Genomic DNA, 20880 nt, shown 5'->3' on the forward strand with positions numbered 1-20880 from the left:
GATAAGTGGCGCAATAGAGCTTAACTGGTCCGAAGGAGCAGCGCCACCTTTGAATTCTTCTTGGATCCTTCATGATATTCATCTTGAATAATCTTCGTGATCGCCCTGTGAGACGAACCCTTTCTCTTCGTAATGATTCATGGATAAGCCTCAAAGAGAAACGCCATGCCTGTACTTCCCCGTAGAAGAGAAAGGGTGAGCCAGGACGTTGCCAGGCAAATAAAACACAATCCATTAGGATTGTGTTTTATAGTATGCATAAACAGGGTAAGGGGCGCTTGTGAGCTAGGCTAGCAAATCTCCTCGCTCATCAACTCGCGCAATAAATAGCAAACTCAATATAATACCTCATGCCAATGACGCATATCGAACCATAAATCGCGCAATAAACGAGCTTTGACGCATTTCCTCGCTCAACCTACGCATTTACAAGACAGAAGGATACAAATAACCAGACAATTGACGCAATAATGAGTGCTACTGACGCAATCACTCCATTCAGGTCCCAAATCAACATCTGAAATCGCCTCTCTCTTCTACTAGCATCCCGCACTTCATTCAGTTTCTAAGTATATCACTAATCTGATATCGAATTATTCCAACAATTTAAAGGTATTTGTTACGATAATGTGTTAAAGTAAACAATAAGACTATTATTTAGATGATAGAAAGAGAACACAAGGAGTTGGAGTGTATGCGTGAGAAGCGATTTAATACTCAAGCGGTTCATTTTCAAAAGAAAGAATCAGCTTATCATGTGAGCAAAGCAAAACCAATTTATCAAACAACGGCCTTTACCTTTACAGACCTTGATGATATGGAAAGCTTTTATGAAGGAGAAAAGAGTTATTTATATTCAAGATACAGTAATCCCAATACAGATGACTTAGGAGTAGGCATCGCTTTATTAGAAGGGGCAGAAGACGGGGTTGCTACGTCTTCTGGTATGTCGGCTATTCTAGCTGGAGTGTTAGCAGTGGCGAAAGAGGGCGATCATGTCCTTGCTTCAGAAGATTTATATGGCGGGACATATCAATTGTTTGAACAAGAGCTTCCCAATATGGGGATTGATGTGAGCTTTGTCTCATTTGAAGACTTAGAGACAGTAGAAAAGGCGCTCACAGACCGTACAGTGCTGATTTATACAGAATCGATCACTAACCCTTTGTTGCGGGTAGAAGATCTCGAGGGTGTGATCAGACTTGCGAAAAAACATACGATCTATTCAATGATTGATAATACATTTGCAACACCATATTTACTGCAGCCAGCTAAAATTGGTGCAGATCTAATCGTACATAGTGCTACTAAATATATTGGCGGCCACAGTGATGTCAACGCTGGAGTGTTAGTTGGTACTACGGAGCTTATCCAAAAAGCAAAAGCAAAAATTGTGACACTTGGCTGCAATTTAACACCATTTGAAGCATGGCTTGGGTGCAGGGGCTTAAAGACATTAAGTTTAAGAATGCAAAGACAATGCGAAAATGCTTCAAACCTTGCAATGTCATTTAATGAAAGTGCAGGAGTAAGCAAAGTTTATTATCCGACCGATGTTTCTGCTAAAGGGAACGGTGCTATGGTAAGCATTGATTTAGCAGAAGAAGTAGATGTTGAAGAGTTTTTTAAGAACTTAAGCTGGGTTAAAATTGCTCCTACGCTTGCTGGAGTAGAAACAACAGTGTCTTACCCGTTACGTACTTCTCATCGTACGATACCCGATGAATTGAGATCAGAGCTTGGGATCGGAAAGCAGCTGGTACGAATCTCTGTGGGGATTGAGGATGAAACGGATATAATAGAAGCTTTTCAGCATGCCATTAAACAAGCTCAAATCAAGAACCTTTAACGGTTTTTGATTTGAGTTTATATTTTCTTAAAAAGAATTTTAATTAATGCTTGCAATGTTTTAGAACACATGGTATATTTATATATGTCTTAGAGACAACATAGTCTGGTGGCGATAGCAAAGAGGTCACACCCGTTCCCATGCCGAACACGGTCGTTAAGCTCTTTTGCGCCGATGGTAGTTGGGGGCTTCCCCCTGTGAGAGTAGGACGTTGCCAGGCTAACAATTTTTATGTTTAAGAATTGAAAAGTTGTCTATAATAATAGTATAGCGTCGCGGGATGGAGCAGTCTGGTAGCTCGTCGGGCTCATAACCCGAAGGTCGGAGGTTCAAATCCTCCTCCCGCAATACCTGGAGAAACCGGAACATATTTGTTCCGGTTTTTTCTATGTTCTCATCATACTTAGATTATAGCTTGCACATCACTTATAAGATCAGCTAAACTAATACAGATACCCTTAGGAACATCTATCCTAAGGTTTTTTGCGGGATGATGTACATCAGAAGGGGGCATGAATGTGAAAGATGAGTTTTCATTTATATCAAAGATTACTCCCCGTCATACTCATCAATCTTCCTTAAAAGTAGCAATCGGTGATGATGCTGCTGTTTACAGCGGGACGGATCTGTTTGATGAGGTCATATGTGTGGATACTATGGTAGAAGGAATACATTTTAGGAAGGACACCCTAACGCCTTACCAGATTGGAAAAAAAGCGTTAGCGGTTAATCTTAGTGATTTAGCAGCTATGGGAGCGATCCCTCACTATTATCTGGTTTCTATTGCTATCCCAAAGAGCTGGAGTGAAGAGCAGTTAGAAGCTGTTTATCATGGGATGAAAGATTTGGCCAATCAATTTAAAGTCGATTTGATAGGCGGAGATACGGTATCGATTCAAGAATGTCTAGTAATTACTGTTACTGTCATTGGGAGAGTTGAAAAGAATCGAAGCCTCCTTCGTTCTAGTGCTGAAGTGGGGGATAATGTTTTCGTCACAGGTTACGTAGGTGGTTCGGCAGCCGGTTTATCACTATTACTTGAAAAAGGAAATGAAGCTCCTTACTTCGATCATGAACAAGAACTGATCAAAGCTCATCAAGAGCCGGTTCCACAAGTGAGGGCAGGGCGAATTTTTGCCCAGTCAAATGAGAGAATCTCATTAAATGATGTGAGTGATGGGCTAGCAAGTGAAGCTAACGAAATTGCTGAAGCCAGCCAGGTCACTTTATTATTATATGAAGAAAAATTACCGCTTCATCCAGCTATGTCAGCAAATGAGTTAGACCAGCAGCTCGATGCCGCTTTATATGGCGGAGAAGATTTTCAGCTGATTGGAACAGCTTCTAAGGAAACCTTTCCTTTAATACAAGCAGAATGTAAAAGGCAAGGGATCTCATTACATCTAATAGGTGAAGTTATAGATAATCAGCCAGCAGTATATTTACAAAAAGAAAATGCAAAAATTTTGCTTTCAAAAAAGGGATACAATCATTTTTCAAAATAGGTGATTTCAATGGATAAATGGACAATCAAAACAACCTCTCCCGAAGAAACGGCGCAGCTAGCTGAGCGAGTAGGAGAGCTTGTACAAGCTGGTGATGTACTTACGCTTGAAGGTGATTTAGGTGCAGGTAAAACCAGCTTTACTAAAGGGTTAGCAAAAGGGTTAGGAGTTACACGGGTAGTTAGCAGTCCAACCTTTACGATTATAAAAGAATACAAAGGAAGAATTCCGCTCTATCATATGGATGTCTATCGTTTAGATGAGGGCGCGGAAGAACTTGGGTTGGAAGAGTATTTTGAAGGTGAAGGTGTGTCTGTGATTGAATGGGCAAGCATCATCCGAGAACAGCTTCCAAATGATCGTCTAGACATTGTGATTACTCATGCCGGTGATACGACGCGTGAATTATCATTTTTTGCAAGAGGAATCCGTTATGAACAACTAAGTAAGGAGTTAGCGACATGGGCTACACATTAGCAATCGATACGTCCTCATATGTACTGACTGTTGCAGTCACAGAAGACTCTAAAGTGTTGGGTGAAATGACGACTAATATTAAAAAGAATCATTCGCTGCGTTTAATGCCTGCGATTGAGCAGCTAATGAGAGATACGGGAATTACACCAGAGCAGCTAACAAAGGTTGTTGTAGCTGATGGACCTGGCTCTTATACAGGTGTACGTATAGCAGTGACGACAGCAAAGACCTTAGCATGGTCTTTAAATATACCGCTCGTCGGCGTCTCGAGTCTAGAATTAATGGTTCAAAATGGTCGTTTCTTTGAAGGGTATACGGTTCCTATTGTAGATGCCAGACGAGGACAAGTATTTACAGCCCTTTATAGAGGCGAGCAGCATAAAATGACCGTTCAGAAAGAAGATCGATTAAGGATGTTAAATGAATGGTTAGAAGAGTTAAAAGAGATAGAAGGGCTAATTTTGTTTGTAGGACAAGACGTTGAACTGCATCAGGAAGACATTCAATCAGCCCTCGGTGATAAAGCGGTCTTTGCTCCTGCTCAAATGACTCTGCCTCGGGGCGGGGAGTTAGCTGCACTTGGGGAAGAAAAAGAAGCAGTCGAGTCTATTCATACGTTTGTACCTCGTTATCTCCGTCTTGCAGAAGCTGAAGCCAAATGGCAAAGCGAGCAGAAGAAGGCGTGTGAGTCCAATGATTGAGCAAGCGAAAAGTATCATTCGTTTAATGACAATCGATGACATTGAAGGGGTCTATGAAGTAGAAAAGAATTCTTTTCCGACACCTTGGAAGCCATCCATTTTTATTAATGAATTACACGTGAATAAGTATGCTCATTACTTTGTATGTGAAAAAGAAGGCTATATTGCGGGCTATTGTGGTCTTTGGGTGATAGGAGAAGATGCTCAAATTACAAATATAGCGGTACATTCTTCTATGCGCGGACAAAAGTTTGGAGAACAACTTCTTTCTTATGCGATGAATCATGCTAGAGAGCTTGGAGCTGTCCATATGTCACTTGAGGTAAGAGTGAGTAATGTCGTTGCACAAGGCCTTTATAAAAAGCTAGGTTTTAAAGAGGGTGGAATCCGTAAAAATTACTACACGGATAACCAAGAAGACGCAATGGTAATGTGGGTGAACTTAAATGGAGAATAAAGAATTGATATTAGCAATTGAAACCAGCTGTGATGAGACGTCTGCTGCGGTAATTAAGGATGGGAAAGAGATCCTAAGCAACATTGTCTCCTCACAAATTGAGAGTCATAAACGGTTTGGAGGGGTAGTGCCGGAAATTGCATCTAGGCATCACGTTGAACAAATTACCCTTATTATTGAAGAAGCGATGAGTGAGGCCGAAGTGACTTTTAAAGACCTTTCTGCCATTGCTGTAACGGAAGGACCGGGTCTTGTCGGAGCGCTGTTAATTGGAGTGAATGCGGCTAAAACACTGGCATTTGCCCATAACCTGCCGTTAATCGGAGTTCATCATATTGCTGGTCATATTTATGCAAACCAACTTATCCACAAACTTGAATTTCCGTTACTGACGTTAGTGGTCTCAGGCGGTCATACGGAGCTTGTGTATATGGAAAGCGATGGATCATTTGAAATTATAGGTGAAACGCGAGATGATGCTGTAGGGGAAGCCTATGATAAGGTAGCTAGAACAATTGGTCTTCCATATCCTGGCGGGCCTCACATTGACAAGCTTGCACATGAGGGCGAGTCTAGCTATGACCTTCCAAGAGCTTGGCTTGAGCCTGACAGCTTTGATTTTAGTTTTAGTGGATTAAAATCAGCAGTTATTAACACCTTGCACAACCAGAAGCAGCGTGGTGAAGAAATTAATACACAAGATCTTGCAGCGAGTTTTCAAGCAAGTGTAATAGATGTATTAATAACAAAAACAAAAAGAGCGCAAGAGAAGTACAATGTTAAACAGGTGCTTCTTGCAGGCGGAGTAGCAGCGAATAAAGGGTTAAGGGCAGAGCTTCAGCGAACCTTTGAACATACAGAAGTAGAGTTAATTATCCCGCCATTAAACTTATGCACAGATAATGCAGCGATGATCGGGGCTGCAGCAAGTATCAAATACAAGCAGGGCAAGTTTTCATCGTATGATTTAAATGGAAATCCAGGTCTTGATTTAGAAAGAGAATAACGAGTAACTTTCAGGTTTAAAACCACTTATTGGTGCAAATGCTACCTATAGGTGGTTTTTTTTAGGCATGTAAGCGATCTCTATTTTATCCACAGGTTTTATTAACATTCATGTGGATAACGTGGATAACTTAAAAATGATACGTTTTTGCAAGGGGTAAACTGTTATTAACTTTGGTTGTGGATAAGTGGAGATTGAATGTGAATTTTTAAATAAACCCTTATAATATAAGGGTTTTACCTGTGTATAAACCTGTGAATAATGTGGATATGTCAGAAAATTATACGAAAAGGCTGGTAGCTATGTCGCAAAAGGTAGGTTTGTTAATTCTTATTATTTGTTTATTTATTCACATTCCGGTTTCCGCTGAAAATGAACAAACATTAATTATCGTTGTAGCGCCTGATCTTTCTTTTGAAGATGTCAAACGTATTTTGGAGACAGAAGAGAATAATGAACTGTGGAAAGAAGCAGCGATCGGTGCATTAAACATTAAACCAGATGGGCCTTATTCTTATTTAAACAGTATGGTTAGTATAGGAAGCGGCAAGAGAGCGGTAGGGGTGCAGGACTGGAATAGCTATGAAGGTAATGAACAAACAGAGTTTAATGTGACAGCAAGAGATTTAGAGATTCAATTAACGGGCCAGGCTTCATCATCAAGTCTTAGTCATCCACATTTTCACCGCTTAGTAAGTAAAAATGACAAGTCTAGTTATCAACCGCGTGTTGGTATCCTTGGGGATAAGCTAAAAGAAGCTGGGATCGATCGTTTTGTATTGGGTCACAGTGATACGATAACTGAAAAAATAAGATACGGTTCTCTTCTTGTCATTGATTCAGAAGGGGTGGTAGAGGGTGACTATAAACAATCTGTAAAAAAGTCTCCCGCCTCTCCGGCAGGAAAGGAAATGGATGAAGCATATTTACTAAGTGAATTACAAGTCCGAAATGGTTTGATTGTCATTGAATGGGGAGATCTCCATCGGTTATATGAACATAGGTCTTTAATGAAGGACTCACATTTTAATCAAGAGAGAGACTATCAGCTAACGCGATTGGGAGCATTTATTCAACAATTACGCCAAAAAGAACAGGGTGGTCAGGCGGTGTGGCTTCTTTCGCCGATGATGAACGACGAAGCTTATGATCAAAAACAGCAGCTGGCTCCTCTTTTGATATGGGGTAAAGAAAATGGAGGTTTTCTTACCTCGAATACGACTAATCAACATTATCTTATCAGCAATCTTGATATAGCACCTTCCATTCTTGCTCACTTTGGGTTGAATGACCCAAGAGATTTGCCTGGACATAGCATTCAAAGAATGAATGTTGGTGAGGGAGATAAACAAAAAGTGCTGAATCATGTGGATGAATTAACCTTAATTTATCAGTCCAGGGCAAGTGTTCTTTCTGCCTATATTACGACACTTGTTATCTTATTGGTCGTAGCAGGGGTGCTTAGTTTTTTCAGAAAACCTCAGATCATGGGTCAGAATGTATTGAAAATGATTATTTTATCAGCTCTTCTTTCACCTATTCCTTTTCTCATAGGATCTAAACTGCTTATCCACATTGGTATCACAGTGTTCGTGTTTTTTGTTGTTATTTTCTCACTCGGTTGTGGATATATAATCAGTCGGTTTAAAAGAAATGCCATTGCCATCGTAGGGGGCATGTTATTTGTTCTTATTTCACTGGATTTACTTTTAGGAACCCCTTTTATGCAGCGATCCTATTTAGGCTATGACCCTATTATTGGGGCAAGGTATTACGGCATTGGAAATGAATATGCGGGGATTTATATTATTTCAGGTCTTGCTCTTTTAAGCGGTTTTCAATTGGTAAACAAAAAGATGAGTGTCATGATGGTAGTAGCATTAGGAGCGATTCAGCTTATTTTATTGGGGCATAGTGAGCTTGGAACAAATGCTGGAGCAACATTGGCTGCGGGTATTGCCTATTTCTTTCTTCTATTTCGCTTATTACAATTTAAATGGACTCTACTCCGTGCCATTCTCATTGGAGCGGCTTCTCTTCTTCTATTATTTTCGTTTTTATTTGTGCTACAATTAACAGGAAACCAAACGCATATTGGAGCTGGGTTTAATCGTTTGTTTGCAGGAGATCTAAGCTATCTTCTTCATACGATTGAAAGAAAAGTTTCTATGAACTGGAAGATCTTCAGGCATTCCAATTGGACGCAATTATTTGTGACAAGCTATCTTGTTGTGATGGTGATGTTAATAAGGAAGACATTGCAAAAAAGTCATCAATTACACGCGTTAATTTTGCAGACAGGTATTTGTGCATCCGTTGCGTTGCTTGTATTAAATGACTCGGGAGTAGTGGCTGCTGCAACATCAATGTTTTGTGTCGTATGTATGCATTACTACTGGCTCTTAGAGCAAAAGGAAAAAAGGGGAGCATGAGAGTGGAGAAGAAAATGAAGCGGGCGCGAATGCTGCGTATTGCGGTGCTCGTTGTTCTAGCGGTTGGTCTATTTTTAGATTACTTTCCTCAGCTGATCAATGGCGGCTTATTAGGCGGGAGAGGCACATTTATTTTATTATTGATTGGTTTTGGTTTTGCTGTTGCAGCAGAAGTGATGATGCCGCGTGATAAACGAAGAAGACAGGGAATTCCTATATGGGAGCATGATATATTTTTCATCTTTTATGTGATCGGATTAATTGCCCTATTCACTTTTCTTGGTGGAGAGTCTCAAGTCGGACTTAGCTTAACGCACCCAATCTTGTGGATCTTTGTTGTCTATGCGTTTATTAAATGGAATTTAGATCGCAAGCACAGACCTGAAGAAGAAGTAGAAGAGAAGAAGTGAAAAATTAGGCGGAATGTACTTAACGTCTTAACCTTGCTTCCGAACAAGTTATCAAGGTAGGGGGGAACACAGACTCCTACTGGAAACAAGAACCTAATGATATTTACTTTTTAAAGTATTAAAAAACCAGACGACCTATTCATTTATAATGATAGGTCGTCTGGTTTTTGTTGGAATAGCTTAGTCACCTTTTTGCACTGTTGATTGGAGCGGAAGGTACTCGACTCCTGCGGAAAGCGAGTGCCTGCAGCGGAAATCAACAACCACTGTCAGGAGGAGGGTTTAAAATACTCAGCATCTTTATTAGTTAGGATTGAAGCTCTTCCCACTCTTCCATTAACTGTTCGAGAGTCACTTGGGTTTGGTCAATGTAAGCTTGGATTTTACTCGCTTGTTCATGATCTGAATAGATCTCAGGGTCACAAAGAGCTTCTTCATTTACTGAAAGTGATTCTTCTAGCTCCTCAATCTTCGTTTCAATTTCCTCAATTCGACGCAAGCGTTGTCGCTCTTGACGCTTCGCTTCTTTATCTAATTCAAACGATTTCTTATCCGTCTTAGCTTCCTTCTTTTCTGAAGTTGGAGCAACCTTGTTTTCCTGCTCTTCTTGTTCTTTCAATAATAGACGCTGCCGATTTTCTTCTTTCTTTTCTAAATAGTAATCGTAATCGCCTAAATAATTTGTGACTTGTCCGTTATCAAGCTCGCACACTCTAGTGGCAATGCGGTTAAGGAAATAACGGTCATGTGATACAAACAAGAGAGTGCCAGGGTAGTTAATTAATGCTGCTTCTAACACTTCTTTTGCATCTAGGTCCAAGTGGTTTGTCGGCTCATCCAGAATCAGCAGGTTTGCCTTTTGCATCATTAATTTAGCTAGCGCAAGGCGTGCTTTCTCACCGCCGCTTAATGTGGAAACAGGTTTTAACACATCGTCCCCTGAAAATAAGAAGTTTCCTAACACCGTCCGGATTTCTTTTTCAGGGAGCAAACTATAATCATCCCATAATTCATGAAGAACAAGTTTATTAGAAGTAAGTTTTGCTTGTTCCTGATCATAATAGCCGACTGTCACATTACTGCCAAAGCGAATTGTTCCTTTTGACGTTTCAATCTGCTTTATGATTGCCTTTAAGATCGTTGATTTTCCTGCACCGTTAGGACCGATTAGTGCAACACTTTCCTCGCGGTTCAAATCTAATCTTAAGTTAGAAAAGATCGGCTCCATCCCGTATTTCACTTCTAAGCCTTCGATACGAAGGACCTCATTGCCGCTTTGGCGGTTGATTTCAAACGAGAAAGAAGCTGATTTCTCGTCCCCTTCAGGACGATCAAGACGGTTCATTCTTTCAAGCTGCTTTCTGCGGCTTTGCGCTCGCTTGGTAGTAGAGGCACGAGCAATATTTCGTTGAACGAAATCCTCAAGCTTTGCAACTTCGCTTTGTTGTTTGTCAAACTGCTTTTTCTCGAGCTCATAACGTTTTGCTTTTTCCTCTAAATAAAGACTGTAGTTCCCAACGTATTTCCTTGATTGGTTTCTTGAAATTTCTACGACTTGGGTAACGATTTTGTCTAAGAAATAGCGGTCATGTGATACGATTAAAATGGCACCTGGATAGCCTTGCAAATAGTTCTCAAGCCAGGTTAATGTCTCTATGTCTAAGTGGTTTGTCGGCTCATCAAGGATAAGTAAATCAGGCTTGGTTAATAATAGTTTACCAAGGGCTAGTCTTGTTTTCTGCCCGCCGCTTAGCGTTTGGATTTTTGTTTGATAGTCAAAAGAGTCAAAATGAAGGCCTGCTAGTACACTTCTAATATCTGCTTCATATTGATATCCGCCCTTATCTTTAAAATCGAGCTGGAGCTGATCGTATTCTGCTAATAATTTGTTATAACTTGCCTCGTGATCTAAAAGAGAAGGGTCAGACATTTTTTGTTCCATCTCTCTTAGTCTTTTTTCCATTTTTAAAAGCAGGTCAAATACTGTCAGCATCTCATCCCAAATCGATAATTCGGATTCTAGGCCGGTATCTTGAGCGAGGTAGCCTGCCTCTACATCTTTTGGCTGAATGATTTCTCCGCTGTCATGTGATAGCTGTCCTGCTATCACTTTTAAAAGAGTTGATTTACCAGCCCCATTTCGACCGACTAATGCGACACGGTCGCCAGTTTGTACTTCGAGTTTAATATTTGATAAAATCGTTTCTGCACCAAACGATTTTGATACGTTTACACATTGTAATAAAATCATGGGATATCCATCCTATCCTTACATCATATCAATAGTTTTCTTCACTCAGTTTAACGTAAAAGACTGCGGTGAACAACTTGCAGGACCTGATGTAAAACGATTACATAAACAGTCAAATAGTGTACAATAGGATAAAACAATAAGATAAAATGATATCGTTCTAAGAAAAAATGTAACAAAAGGAAAAGAACGTACATTATAGATCTTACTTAAGGGACTAGGCTAGGAGAGGAGGGGAATTTACGTTGAAGTCAGATCAAGTAAAAATTCCTCAAGCAACTGCAAAGCGATTGCCCTTATACTATCGCTTTTTAGAAAACCTGCATGCATCAGGAAAACAACGAGTATCTTCGACTGAATTAAGCGAAGCAGTCAAAGTTGACTCTGCAACGATTCGTCGTGATTTTTCTTACTTTGGAGCTCTTGGAAAAAAGGGCTATGGATATAATGTGAACTACTTGCTTTCATTTTTCCGCGAAACGCTCGATCAAAATGAATTAACGAAAGTCATCTTAGTTGGGGTAGGTAACTTAGGGACAGCCTTTTTACACTATAACTTCTCTAAGAACAATAATACCCAGATTGAAATGGCATTTGATGTGGATGAGTCAAAAATCGGCACGGAAGTAGGCGGAGTGAAGATCTACAATCTTGACGATTTTGAGAACATTTTAGACCCTGAGGTAACGGTTGCGATCCTTACCGTACCATCACAAGCAGCGCAAAAAATTGCTGACCGTCTTGTAGATGCGGGTATTAAAGGGATTTTGAACTTTACTCCGGCTAGATTATCTGTGCCAGACTCGGTCAGAGTTCACCATATTGATTTGTCTGTTGAATTACAGGCACTGGTTTATTTTTTAAAGCATTATCCGTTATAATAGAAGTAGATTGGACAAGGAGGTGCAACCTATGGGTGGATTAGGTGCAGGAAGTATTGTCATTATTGGACTTGTCGCTTTATTGATTTTTGGACCAAAAAAGCTGCCGGAACTAGGAAAAGCAGCAGGAAATACATTGCGTGAATTTAAAAACGCCACTAAAGGCTTGGCTGATGAAGAGGACGATAAAAAGAAAAATAACAAAGATCAGGCTTAAGCAGGAAGGGTTTATAAATGGAATCACGTGATATGTCGGTAATGGACCATATTGGAGAGTTGCGACGCCGTATTATGATTGTCGTTGTATTCTTTCTAATTGCGCTCATTGCCGGCTTCTTTTTCGCCACACCGTTAATTACGTATTTACAAAGCGCACCGACAGCGCAAGAGCTGCCAATGAATGCATTTAAAATGACGGATCCGATCCGTGTATTTATGACCTTTGCTTTTGCGAGCGCATTAATTTTGATTTTTCCTATTATTTTATATCAGCTCTGGGCGTTTATTAGTCCGGGACTTCATGAGAATGAACAGAAAGCAACACTAGCGTATATTCCGATTGCCTTTATTTTGTTTTTAACAGGTATTGGCTTTGCTTACTTTATTTTATTCCCGTTCATTATTCAATTTATGGGGAATTTAGCCGAACGATTAAATATCACTGAGCAGTACGGGATTAACGAATACTTTACATTCTTATTCCAAATCACATTGCCTTTTGGCCTGTTGTTCCAGCTGCCGGTTGTTGTGATGTTCTTTACAAGGCTGGGACTTGTTACGCCAGCTTATTTATCGAGTATCAGAAAATATGCGTATTTTATATTGCTGGTTATTGCTGGCTTTATTACTCCGCCTGAATTGTTAAGCCATTTGATGGTGACTGTACCGTTGTTACTCTTATATGAATTCAGTATATGGGTATCAAGATTGACGTACAGAAAAGTATTAAAGGCTGAACGTTTAATGGAAGAAGAAGCCAAGCAAAAAGAAATGAATCAAGATTAATTTAAATGATAAGACAGTTAAGCAGAACCTGCTTAACTGTCTTTTTTTGCTTTTACGGTAATTTTACATATTTAAACATGTAGAGAAACTGTTTAATCAAACGTTAAATTGGGAACTAAACAAAAGGAGAAAGGAGGATAACCATGAGAAGGGCAGCAAGTGAAACAGAACAACGAAAAGATAATCTAATTGAAAAAATTATCGCTTTTGGTGTGTACAAGGTGCAGGGCCGTCAACTTTTTGAATTAACATTACAAGAAATTGAACGCGTCTATCAGTCTTTAAAGCAACGCCAAAATCAACATATATAAATGAGACAGAAAAAGCTCAACTGATTACGCTTGTTAAAAGTAGGATCTGTTGAGCTTTTTTGATTGAATCATGCTATGATAAAAGTAAATCTTTCGATAAGCGAAATGGTGTGTGATTTATGGGGAGAATTTCTAGCAAGTGGATGGTTGTCATTGCGGTTTTGCTAGGGTCATTTACGATGATCTTAAATAATAGTATGTTAAATCCGGCTGTACCTAAATTAATGGAAGTATTTGAATCAGATGCGGTAAGTACGGGGTGGGTCATTACCATTTTTATGGTTACAATGGGGATGACGGTCCCTGTAACAGGGTATTTAGGTGATCGTTTCGGTAAAAAGAAACTCTACCTAATAGGGCTGCTTATTTTTGTTATTGGTTCTATTCTTGGCTCATTTTCTTGGAACTTGTCATCTTTGATCGTCTTTCGCGGCTTACAAGGAGTCGGGGGCGGAATTATGATGCCTCTATCGATGGCGCTTATTTTTGAAGCCTTTCCGAGAAATGAGCGTGGAATGGCGACAGGTGTATGGGGAATTGCAGCGATGATGGCGCCGACGATCGGGCCAACCGTTGGGGGAGTTCTGCTTGAGACAAGCGGTTGGCAGTATTTATTTTGGTGTAATGTGCCGATCGGGCTCTTAGGATTATGGTTTGCCCTGAAATACTTACCAGTCACATCGCCCAACAAAGAGGTTCGGTTTGATCTCTATGGATTCATTACGGTAACTGCTGGGGTTGGAGCGATACTCCTTGCGCTTGGTAGAATGTCAGAGCTTGCTCATTTATTGATGCCGTTGAATATCGTATTAGCCATAACCGGTATAATGCTGCTGATTTTATTTGTTCAAATTGAAACTCGAGTAAAGCAGCCTTTGCTTGATTTATCTCTATTTAAAATACCTGCCTATACCTTTAGTGTGATCATTGCAGGGACCACATCAATCGGTTTATTCGCGGGGATCTTTTTGATTCCGCTTCTGATCCAGCAGGTTTACGGGTTAAGTGCTATTATGACAGGCTTAATTTTCTTACCTTCAGCTTTATTGACTGGCCTTTTTATGACGGTGGGGGGCAGAGTATTAGATCAAAAGGGCGCTCGTGGTGTTGTAACGACTGGACTTATTGTCATGACAATAGGCACGTTCGCCCTAGGGTTTTTGAGTCTTGAGACTTCTTTATTGTTTATCTTCATTATGATGGCTATCAGAGGAATTGGATCAGGACTCAGTACGATGCCTGCTACGACAATTGGAATGAATGCTATACCAGACCGTCTTATCTCAAGAGGGTCTGCGATGAATAATGTGATGCGTCAAATGAGCTCGGCATTAGGGATTGTGTTTATTTCGATTTATTATGAGGTAAGACGCGGACATTTAATGGGAGCGACAGTCTCACTAGAGGAAGCAAGCTTGCAAGCAATCAATGAAGGGTTTATTGTTGTTGGGCTCATTACAGCGATTACCATTCCGGCTGCTTATTACCTTGAAAAAAATGCAAAACAAGAGCTTGAAAAAGCTTCCTAATAAGTCCACATAAAGGAGAAAAAGGCTAACAAATGTTGGTCTTTTTTTCAGCCATTGTAATTTGTGATTTATTTCACATAGTTGTCATAAAAATATAGGTTTCGACGTTAATGATTATGGTAATGTGTACATACAAATAGCTCTAGAAATAGATAACAGACTATGTGAAGGATTGAGCATAGTCCCGTGATAAATGGTTTGAATACATGTGGGAGGGAAAAGGATGTTTGAATACGATCCAGTCATATATAGTCGTATATTAACGGGGTTAACGTTAGGCTACCACGTGATCTTTGCGACAATTGGTGTTGGTATACCTTTATTGATTGCTCTTGCTGAGTGGATAGGAATAAAAAGAAATGATGAGCATTACCGCTTGCTTGCAAGAAGGTGGGCACGGGGATTTGTTATTACCGTTGCAATTGGTGTGGTAACTGGGACGGCTATAGGCTTGCAGCTCAGCCTGTTATGGCCGAACTTTATGCAGGTAGCAGGGCATGCGATTAGTCTGCCGATGTTTATGGAAACTTTTGCGTTCTTCTTTGAGGCAATTTTTCTAGGAATCTATTTATATACGTGGGATCGATTTAAAAATAAGATGTATCATTTCTACTTGCTGATCCCAGTTGTCATAGGGGCTTCTATGTCTGGCTTCTTTATTACGACAGTGAATGCTTTTATGAATGCACCAACAGGTGTTGAAATTCAAAATGGTGTGGTCACAAATATTAATCCGTTGGCCGCAATGTTTAACCCAGCGACACCAACGAAAGTAGCCCATGTGCTTTCATCGGCTTATTTAACATCAGCTTTTGTGTTAGCGGCGATTGCCGCATTTGCACTGCTTAAAGGAAAAGATCATGTGTACCACAAAAAAGCGCTGCACCTTACGATGACTGTAGCAGCTGTGTTTGCTGTTGCGACGGCTTTAATTGGTGACTTTTCTGGTAAATATCTTGCAGAGTATCAACCGGAAAAATTAGCAGCGGCTGAGTGGCATTTTGAAACATCTACAGAAGCACCCCTTATTTTAGGTGGGGTCTTAGATGAAGATCAAAATATTCGTTATGCGCTTGAGATTCCGTACGCGCTCAGTATTTTAGCTCATGGTTCTCCAAGTGCTGAAGTAATCGGTCTTGAGGAATTTCCTCAAGATGAACTACCGCCGCTTATTGTTCATTATTTCTTTGATGCAATGGTAGGGATCGGTATGTTCTTAGCGCTTGTCTCAGTGGCTTACGTCTTCATACAGCGGACGAAAAGATGGAACGAACACAATCGTTTATTGTTGTGGGCCATTTTTATTGGCGGGCCGCTCTCCATTATAGCTATTGAGATGGGTTGGTTTTTTGCAGAACTTGGACGTCAGCCATGGATTTTAGTTGGCTATATGACAACAGCAGAAGGAGCTACGACCTCTGCACATGTTGATTTAATGCTGTATCTGTTTATAGGTTTATACCTCATATTAACGATTACGTGTATTACTGTGCTGCGTAAATTGTTTAGTTCAAATCCAGTAGAACGTGAACTTAAAGATCGTGGAATGGAATAGAGAGGAGTGCGACCATGGATTATGAATTAATAGGAATCACCGTTCTGTGGACCTTTCTCTACGGCTATCTAATCGTGGCGTCGATTGATTTCGGCGCCGGGTTCTTTAGCTACTACTCTAGTATCACAGGGCGAGAACATATTATTAATAAAGTCATTGCTCGTTATCTTTCACCTGTATGGGAAGTAACAAATGTCTTTCTAGTATTCTTTTTTATCGGGATTGTGGGGTTCTTTCCTTCAACCGCCTATTATTACGGAACAGCATTGCTTATCCCAGGTAGTATAGCAATCATTTTGCTGGCTATCCGCGGGTCCTATTACGCTTTTCACAATTACGGGGAAAAAGGAAGTCTCTTCTATCAATTTTTGTACGGAGCTACAGGCCTGTTAATCCCAGCATCCCTTTCTGTCGTTTTAACCATCTCAGAAGGCGGATTTATCATCTTAGAGGGTGATCAAGTACTCTTGGATTACCCAGCTTTATTTTCTAGTTTCTATTCATGGACTGTGGTTATATTAGCTATAGTAAGTGTGCTTTATATTTCAGCATGTTTCTTAACTTTTTATGCCTATAAAGCTCGTGATATCGATGCGTTTAAAGTGCTGAGAGGGTATGCTTTATTTTGGAGTTTCCCAACCATATTAGCGAGTATTCTAGTATTCTTTGCTCTAAACCAACATAATCCGGTTCACTTTGAAAAGATGGTGGACCTTGCCTGGATGTTCAGTTTATCCTTCTTATTCTTTTTAGGTGCTGTTTACCTCATTTGGAAGGGTAAAAGATTAGGGTTGTCCTTTGTCTTCGTTATGCTGCAGTTTGCAACTGCATTCTATGGATACGGGGCTTCTCACTTGCCATATCTGCTTTATCCGCATTTAACGATCTATGACGGCTTTACCAATGAAGCGATGGCGATTGCTTTAATTATTGCGTTCATTGCTGGATTGTTCTTGTTGATTCCTTCATTATATTTATTGATGAGACTCTTCTTATTTGACAATAAGTATGTACAAGGCAGAAAGTAAGGAGGATAAGAATGGATTTTTTCTTAATTATGATTGCTCCGATTCTAATTGTCATTCTCTGTATAGCAGGTTTGTTTTGGTGGGGAGCAAAAGGACAGGAATCTTATAAAAAATAGACATTTGCCGCCGGTAAGCTGTAATGCCTATCGGCGGTATTTTTGTTTGGATAATCAGGATAATAGTACTATGGTTAGGGTAAACTATGTAGAAATTTGTAGGTTATCCTGCTTATTTTATGGAAAAAGGTTTAATCTTTTGTTGAAAGGGTACAGATAATCAGTTATTTTTACAAGATATTATGAAGTTTTTTAATGGAGGTATGAAGGATGAAGGGGTATATAAGCTTACTAGTGGGGCTGTGCATCCTTGTGCTGTCTGCTTGCAGTCAGCCAACTCAAAGCGCTACGAATCAGATGAATTCACTCCAGCTTGAACATATACCAAGCGTAGATGTTACTGAGAGGATGAAAGTGTATTTATGGGAAGAAGAAGAGCAGGTTATGCCGTTGATCTCCCATGATGAAACGCCAGAGCTTACAGAGAAGCATGAGCAATTACTACATTTGATTATGAAAGAAGAAGAGCCGGCTAGTTATGAAAACGATTTTATAATGGAGAATCAATCGTTTGAAATGGACGCTAAGCTGTGGCAGGAAATTGAACTGATTGTGATGGACGATCATATTTTTTCTGACTCACCAATCTTTCAATTAAATGAAGCCTCTTATAAGCGGACGGTTGCAATTAATTCTTTACGTTCGCGAACGAATTCACTAAAGAACCTTATTCAGCAAGATCAATCAACGAACCTTAAAGAGGTTGATATTTATGGGTTATAATAAAGATATAGCTTCCTCCTAGAATCTCTAGGAGGTTTTTTGTATAGGTAAGAGATAGATGGTAAGAGAAAGATGGTAAAAGATCGAGGTGAAGAATTTGCTGACGAGAACGCTGGCTCAAGAAATTGTGAATCGTACAATAGATATTATTGGATACAACGTAAATGTCATGGACAAAGACGGCATTATTATTGGAAGCGGGGATCAAAGCCGCTTATTTGAACTGCATGCCGGGGCGGTGGAGGCCATAGCCAAAGAGGTAGAAGTAGAGGTGGGGGAAGAGGATCTGACTCGTCTAAAGGGAACAAAAACAGGAATTAATCTGCCTATTACCTTTAATGAAGAAATTGTCGGTGTGATCGGGATAACCGGTCCATTAGATGAAATTAGAGGTTACGGAAAGCTTGTGAAAATGGCAGCCGAGCTTTCTTTAAGTCAAGCCTTCTTAACAGCTGAGCTTCAGTGGGATACACGGCATAAAGAAGAGCTTGTAAGACAGCTTATTCGTGCGGAGATAGAGGATTGGAATTTATTTAAAACAAGAGCCGGTTCACTCGGGTTGTCAATTTCGCTGCCTTGTGAAGTCATTTGTATTGATACACCACAAACTGCTACCCGATATAACGAAGAACGGCAAAAATACGCCTTAGAAGAACATTTTAAAGAATATTCATCCCTTACTCAAATTCAAAAAGACCGCTATGTATTGTTTCTTCCTACGAAGAAGGCGATCTCTAAAGATAAACTTTTACATATTGCTTCAAGGTTCAAGCTTGATGTAGGCTACGGAACAATTGCTTATACGCTGGATGAAATTGCTCCATCTTATCAAAAGGCATCGTACTCTATTCATGCGGGTCGGTTTAAAAAAGCGGGTCAACAAATTCATTATTATGAGGAATTAATGCTCGATGTCTCATTGTACAAGCTTTCTAGGAGTACGGATATGAAGGAGTTAAAGGAAATCCTCAAGCCTCTTAAGCCGGAGGATCAAGCAAATCAACTTTTAGACACGTTAAAAGCTTACATTGAACATAATGGGGAAGTAAAACAAGTGGCCAAGGCTCTTTTTGTTCATAGAAATACGGTTCAATACCGGCTTCAAAAAATTGCAGACATAACAAAGAAGGATCCACGGGTGTTGGAACAGCTGTTGGAGTTATATGTCAGCTTGAAATTAAACCAATATGATGGAATGAAGTGAAATAAAATGATTGTGCAGATGACCTAATATTGTCCTCATAATGGAATTGATTTTAGTGTCATGCACAATGATCACTAAACGGTAAACGCTTACAATAGAGAAAAGTCATTCTCTGGGGGTTTATGAGTATGGATGTACAAGTAACAGCTATTGGAGCATTACTCGGTTTAATTATAGCCATTGTCATGATTTTAAGAAAAATTCCTCCTGTCTATGCGTTAATGGCGGGTGCTTTGACTGGCGGAATTGTCGGCGGTGCCTCGATTGTCGATACAGTAGATTTAATGATTGGAGGAGCTGGCGGTATTATTCCTGCTGTTCTCAGGATCTTAGCAGCGGGTGTGTTGGCAGGAGTGTTAATTGAGTCAGGAGCAGCTGCGACGATTGCACAGGGTATCGTAAAAAGAGTGGGACAGACCCGTGCTTTATTAGCGCTTGCTGTGGCTACAATGATTTTGACAGCAGTTGGTGTCTTTGTTGACGTTGCCGTTATTACCGTAGCACCGATCGCTTTAGCCATTGCAAGTCAGGCAGGGTTATCTAAAACGGCCATTTTACTTGCGATGATCGGTGGAGGTAAAGCCGGAAATATCATGAGTCCTAACCCAAACACGATTGCGGTTTCAGAGGCATTTAATGTACCGCTCACTTCGGTTATGGCAGCAGGTATTATTCCGGCAGCTTTTGGTGTAACAGCGACGTACTTTATTGCGAAACGACTATCTAACAAGGGTACGGCAGTAAAATTAGAAGAAGTAGAATCAACTAATGCCAAAGGAGCACCGTCTTTTGCAGCTGCCATTGTCGCACCGCTGGTAGCTATTATTCTATTAATGCTTAGACCGCTGTTTGATATTGTCGTAGATCCAATGATCGCACTTCCTTTAGGTGGATTAGCTGGTGCACTTGTGATGGGTAAGTTTAAAATGATGAATCAATACGCGATTTCAGGATTGAATAAAATGTCAGGTGTTGCGATTTTATTAATTGGTACAGGTGCAATTGCGGGAATTATCTCTAACTCTGGACTCCGAGATGTACTGATTAATGGATTAGATGGACTTGGTCTGCCTGCTTACGCACTGGCCCCGGCATCAGGGATCTTTATGTCTGCAGCGACTGCATCAACTACTGCAGGTTCAGCTGTGGCTAGCAGCGTATTTGGAGCAACTCTGCTTGAGCTTGGTGTGGCAGGGCTTGCAGGAGCTGCGATGGTCCATGCAGGAGCGACAGTACTTGATCACTTGCCGCACGGAAGCTTCTTCCATGCGACGGCAGGAAGTGTCGGTATGCAGATTAATGAACGCTTAAAGCTTATTCCTTATGAGTCTCTTGTCGGATTAATTATGGCTATTGTCTCAACATTAATCTTCGGAGTCTTTCAATGGTTCTTATAAGCGATGGTTTTTATAAGCACAGGTTCTTATAAGCACAATGACA

20 protein-coding genes, 1 tRNA gene and 1 rRNA gene are annotated in these 20880 nt (G+C 40.3%); 21 read left to right on the forward strand and 1 reads right to left on the reverse strand.

Annotated features, from left to right (window positions below; genetic code table 11):
* Positions 1–694: 694 nt before the first annotated feature.
* From A33I_RS16375 to A33I_RS16420, 10 genes are all read left to right on the forward strand, one after another.
* Positions 695–1849, forward strand: coding sequence for a trans-sulfuration enzyme family protein (locus tag A33I_RS16375; RefSeq protein ID WP_022629425.1), 1155 nt, complete (start codon positions 695–697; stop codon positions 1847–1849).
* Positions 1850–1953: 104 nt separating this feature from the next.
* Positions 1954–2069, forward strand: a 5S ribosomal RNA gene (gene rrf / locus A33I_RS16380).
* Between the two features lie 54 nt (positions 2070–2123).
* Positions 2124–2197, forward strand: a tRNA-Met gene (locus tag A33I_RS16385).
* A gap of 164 nt (positions 2198–2361) precedes the next feature.
* On the forward strand, positions 2362–3354 hold the full coding sequence (thiL, locus tag A33I_RS16390) for a thiamine-phosphate kinase (RefSeq protein ID WP_285839984.1): 993 nt from the start codon (positions 2362–2364) through the stop codon (positions 3352–3354).
* A 9-nt stretch (positions 3355–3363) separates the two neighbouring features.
* Positions 3364–3831 carry a tRNA (adenosine(37)-N6)-threonylcarbamoyltransferase complex ATPase subunit type 1 TsaE gene (gene tsaE / locus A33I_RS16395; RefSeq protein ID WP_022629427.1) on the forward strand — a complete coding sequence of 156 codons (468 nt, stop codon included), beginning with the start codon at positions 3364–3366 and terminating at the stop codon, positions 3829–3831.
* Positions 3816–4532: a tRNA (adenosine(37)-N6)-threonylcarbamoyltransferase complex dimerization subunit type 1 TsaB gene (gene tsaB / locus A33I_RS16400; protein ID WP_022629428.1), complete on the forward strand. Its 717-nt coding sequence runs from the start codon at positions 3816–3818 to the stop codon at positions 4530–4532. The genes tsaE and tsaB overlap by 16 nt, the downstream gene beginning before the upstream one ends.
* Positions 4525–4989, forward strand: coding sequence for a ribosomal protein S18-alanine N-acetyltransferase (gene rimI, locus A33I_RS16405; RefSeq protein ID WP_012957273.1), 465 nt, complete (start codon positions 4525–4527; stop codon positions 4987–4989). Before tsaB ends, rimI begins: the two co-directional genes overlap by 8 nt.
* Positions 4979–5995 carry a tRNA (adenosine(37)-N6)-threonylcarbamoyltransferase complex transferase subunit TsaD gene (gene tsaD / locus A33I_RS16410; protein WP_022629429.1) on the forward strand — a complete coding sequence of 339 codons (1017 nt, stop codon included), beginning with the start codon at positions 4979–4981 and terminating at the stop codon, positions 5993–5995. The genes rimI and tsaD overlap by 11 nt, the downstream gene beginning before the upstream one ends.
* 242 nt (positions 5996–6237) lie before the next feature.
* Positions 6238–8427, forward strand: coding sequence for a hypothetical protein (locus tag A33I_RS16415; protein ID WP_022629430.1), 2190 nt, complete (start codon positions 6238–6240; stop codon positions 8425–8427).
* Complete coding sequence (locus tag A33I_RS16420) at positions 8424–8837, forward strand: hypothetical protein (protein ID WP_235806204.1); 414 nt, start codon at positions 8424–8426, stop codon at positions 8835–8837. The genes A33I_RS16415 and A33I_RS16420 overlap by 4 nt, the downstream gene beginning before the upstream one ends.
* Before the next feature lie 307 nt (positions 8838–9144).
* Here the strand turns inward: A33I_RS16420 and A33I_RS16425 are convergent, their stop codons facing one another.
* The gene (locus A33I_RS16425) at positions 9145–11088 is read right to left on the reverse strand and encodes an ABC-F family ATP-binding cassette domain-containing protein (protein WP_022629432.1); all 1944 of its coding nucleotides are present in this window, start codon (positions 11086–11088) and stop codon (positions 9145–9147) included.
* 245 nt (positions 11089–11333) lie between these two features.
* On the opposite strand from A33I_RS16425, the gene A33I_RS16430 reads away from it, so the two are divergent.
* The 11 genes from A33I_RS16430 to A33I_RS16470 all read left to right on the forward strand — a co-directional run bounded on the left by A33I_RS16430 (position 11334) and on the right by A33I_RS16470 (position 20837).
* On the forward strand, positions 11334–11969 hold the full coding sequence (locus A33I_RS16430; protein WP_012957278.1) for a redox-sensing transcriptional repressor Rex: 636 nt from the start codon (positions 11334–11336) through the stop codon (positions 11967–11969).
* 31 nt (positions 11970–12000) lie between these two features.
* A complete protein-coding gene (locus A33I_RS16435) occupies positions 12001–12186 on the forward strand; it encodes a twin-arginine translocase TatA/TatE family subunit (protein WP_012957279.1) in 186 nt (61 codons plus the stop codon).
* 17 nt (positions 12187–12203) lie between these two features.
* Complete coding sequence (gene tatC / locus A33I_RS16440; protein WP_022629433.1) at positions 12204–12974, forward strand: twin-arginine translocase subunit TatC; 771 nt, start codon at positions 12204–12206, stop codon at positions 12972–12974.
* A gap of 143 nt (positions 12975–13117) precedes the next feature.
* Positions 13118–13285: a Fur-regulated basic protein FbpA gene (locus A33I_RS20365; protein ID WP_022629434.1), complete on the forward strand. Its 168-nt coding sequence runs from the start codon at positions 13118–13120 to the stop codon at positions 13283–13285.
* Positions 13286–13404: 119 nt separating this feature from the next.
* Positions 13405–14814, forward strand: coding sequence for an MDR family MFS transporter (locus A33I_RS16445; RefSeq protein ID WP_022629435.1), 1410 nt, complete (start codon positions 13405–13407; stop codon positions 14812–14814).
* A gap of 223 nt (positions 14815–15037) precedes the next feature.
* On the forward strand, positions 15038–16369 hold the full coding sequence (locus A33I_RS16450) for a cytochrome ubiquinol oxidase subunit I (protein ID WP_022629436.1): 1332 nt from the start codon (positions 15038–15040) through the stop codon (positions 16367–16369).
* A gap of 14 nt (positions 16370–16383) precedes the next feature.
* A complete protein-coding gene (locus tag A33I_RS16455; protein ID WP_022629437.1) occupies positions 16384–17397 on the forward strand; it encodes a cytochrome d ubiquinol oxidase subunit II in 1014 nt (337 codons plus the stop codon).
* An 11-nt stretch (positions 17398–17408) separates the two neighbouring features.
* The gene (gene cydS / locus A33I_RS21540; protein ID WP_012957285.1) at positions 17409–17513 is read left to right on the forward strand and encodes a cytochrome bd oxidase small subunit CydS family protein; all 105 of its coding nucleotides are present in this window, start codon (positions 17409–17411) and stop codon (positions 17511–17513) included.
* Positions 17514–17723: 210 nt separating this feature from the next.
* Positions 17724–18236 carry a hypothetical protein gene (locus A33I_RS16460; protein WP_022629438.1) on the forward strand — a complete coding sequence of 171 codons (513 nt, stop codon included), beginning with the start codon at positions 17724–17726 and terminating at the stop codon, positions 18234–18236.
* Between the two features lie 97 nt (positions 18237–18333).
* On the forward strand, positions 18334–19440 hold the full coding sequence (locus tag A33I_RS16465) for a CdaR family transcriptional regulator (protein ID WP_022629439.1): 1107 nt from the start codon (positions 18334–18336) through the stop codon (positions 19438–19440).
* 128 nt (positions 19441–19568) lie between these two features.
* Positions 19569–20837, forward strand: a complete 1269-nt coding sequence (locus tag A33I_RS16470; RefSeq protein WP_022629440.1) for a GntP family permease — start codon at positions 19569–19571, stop codon at positions 20835–20837.
* The last annotated feature ends 43 nt before the right edge of the window (positions 20838–20880 follow it).

Source organism: Alkalihalophilus marmarensis DSM 21297 (assembly GCF_000474275.2).
GTDB classification, from domain to species: domain Bacteria; phylum Bacillota; class Bacilli; order Bacillales; family Bacillaceae_D; genus Alkalihalophilus; species Alkalihalophilus marmarensis.

Bases quoted from the DNA above. Each gene is read 5' to 3' on its own strand.
- A33I_RS16375 (WP_022629425.1), top strand. From the start codon at position 695: ATGCGTGAGAAGCGATTTAATACTCAAGCGGTTCATTTTCAAAAGAAA.
- tsaE (WP_022629427.1), top strand. From the start codon at position 3,364: ATGGATAAATGGACAATCAAAACAACCTCTCCCGAAGAAACGGCGCAG.
- A33I_RS16445 (WP_022629435.1), top strand. From the start codon at position 13,405: ATGGGGAGAATTTCTAGCAAGTGGATGGTTGTCATTGCGGTTTTGCTA.
- rimI (WP_012957273.1), top strand. From the start codon at position 4,525: ATGATTGAGCAAGCGAAAAGTATCATTCGTTTAATGACAATCGATGAC.
- A33I_RS16470 (WP_022629440.1), top strand. From the start codon at position 19,569: ATGGATGTACAAGTAACAGCTATTGGAGCATTACTCGGTTTAATTATA.
- A33I_RS16455 (WP_022629437.1), top strand. From the start codon at position 16,384: ATGGATTATGAATTAATAGGAATCACCGTTCTGTGGACCTTTCTCTAC.
- A33I_RS16460 (WP_022629438.1), top strand. From the start codon at position 17,724: ATGAAGGGGTATATAAGCTTACTAGTGGGGCTGTGCATCCTTGTGCTG.
- tsaB (WP_022629428.1), top strand. From the start codon at position 3,816: ATGGGCTACACATTAGCAATCGATACGTCCTCATATGTACTGACTGTT.
- A33I_RS16420 (WP_235806204.1), top strand. From the start codon at position 8,424: ATGAGAGTGGAGAAGAAAATGAAGCGGGCGCGAATGCTGCGTATTGCG.
- A33I_RS16435 (WP_012957279.1), top strand. From the start codon at position 12,001: ATGGGTGGATTAGGTGCAGGAAGTATTGTCATTATTGGACTTGTCGCT.
- A33I_RS16425 (WP_022629432.1), bottom strand. From the start codon at position 11,088: ATGATTTTATTACAATGTGTAAACGTATCAAAATCGTTTGGTGCAGAA.
- A33I_RS16450 (WP_022629436.1), top strand. From the start codon at position 15,038: ATGTTTGAATACGATCCAGTCATATATAGTCGTATATTAACGGGGTTA.
- thiL (WP_285839984.1), top strand. From the start codon at position 2,362: ATGAATGTGAAAGATGAGTTTTCATTTATATCAAAGATTACTCCCCGT.
- cydS (WP_012957285.1), top strand. From the start codon at position 17,409: ATGGATTTTTTCTTAATTATGATTGCTCCGATTCTAATTGTCATTCTC.
- tsaD (WP_022629429.1), top strand. From the start codon at position 4,979: ATGGAGAATAAAGAATTGATATTAGCAATTGAAACCAGCTGTGATGAG.
- A33I_RS20365 (WP_022629434.1), top strand. From the start codon at position 13,118: ATGAGAAGGGCAGCAAGTGAAACAGAACAACGAAAAGATAATCTAATT.
- tatC (WP_022629433.1), top strand. From the start codon at position 12,204: ATGGAATCACGTGATATGTCGGTAATGGACCATATTGGAGAGTTGCGA.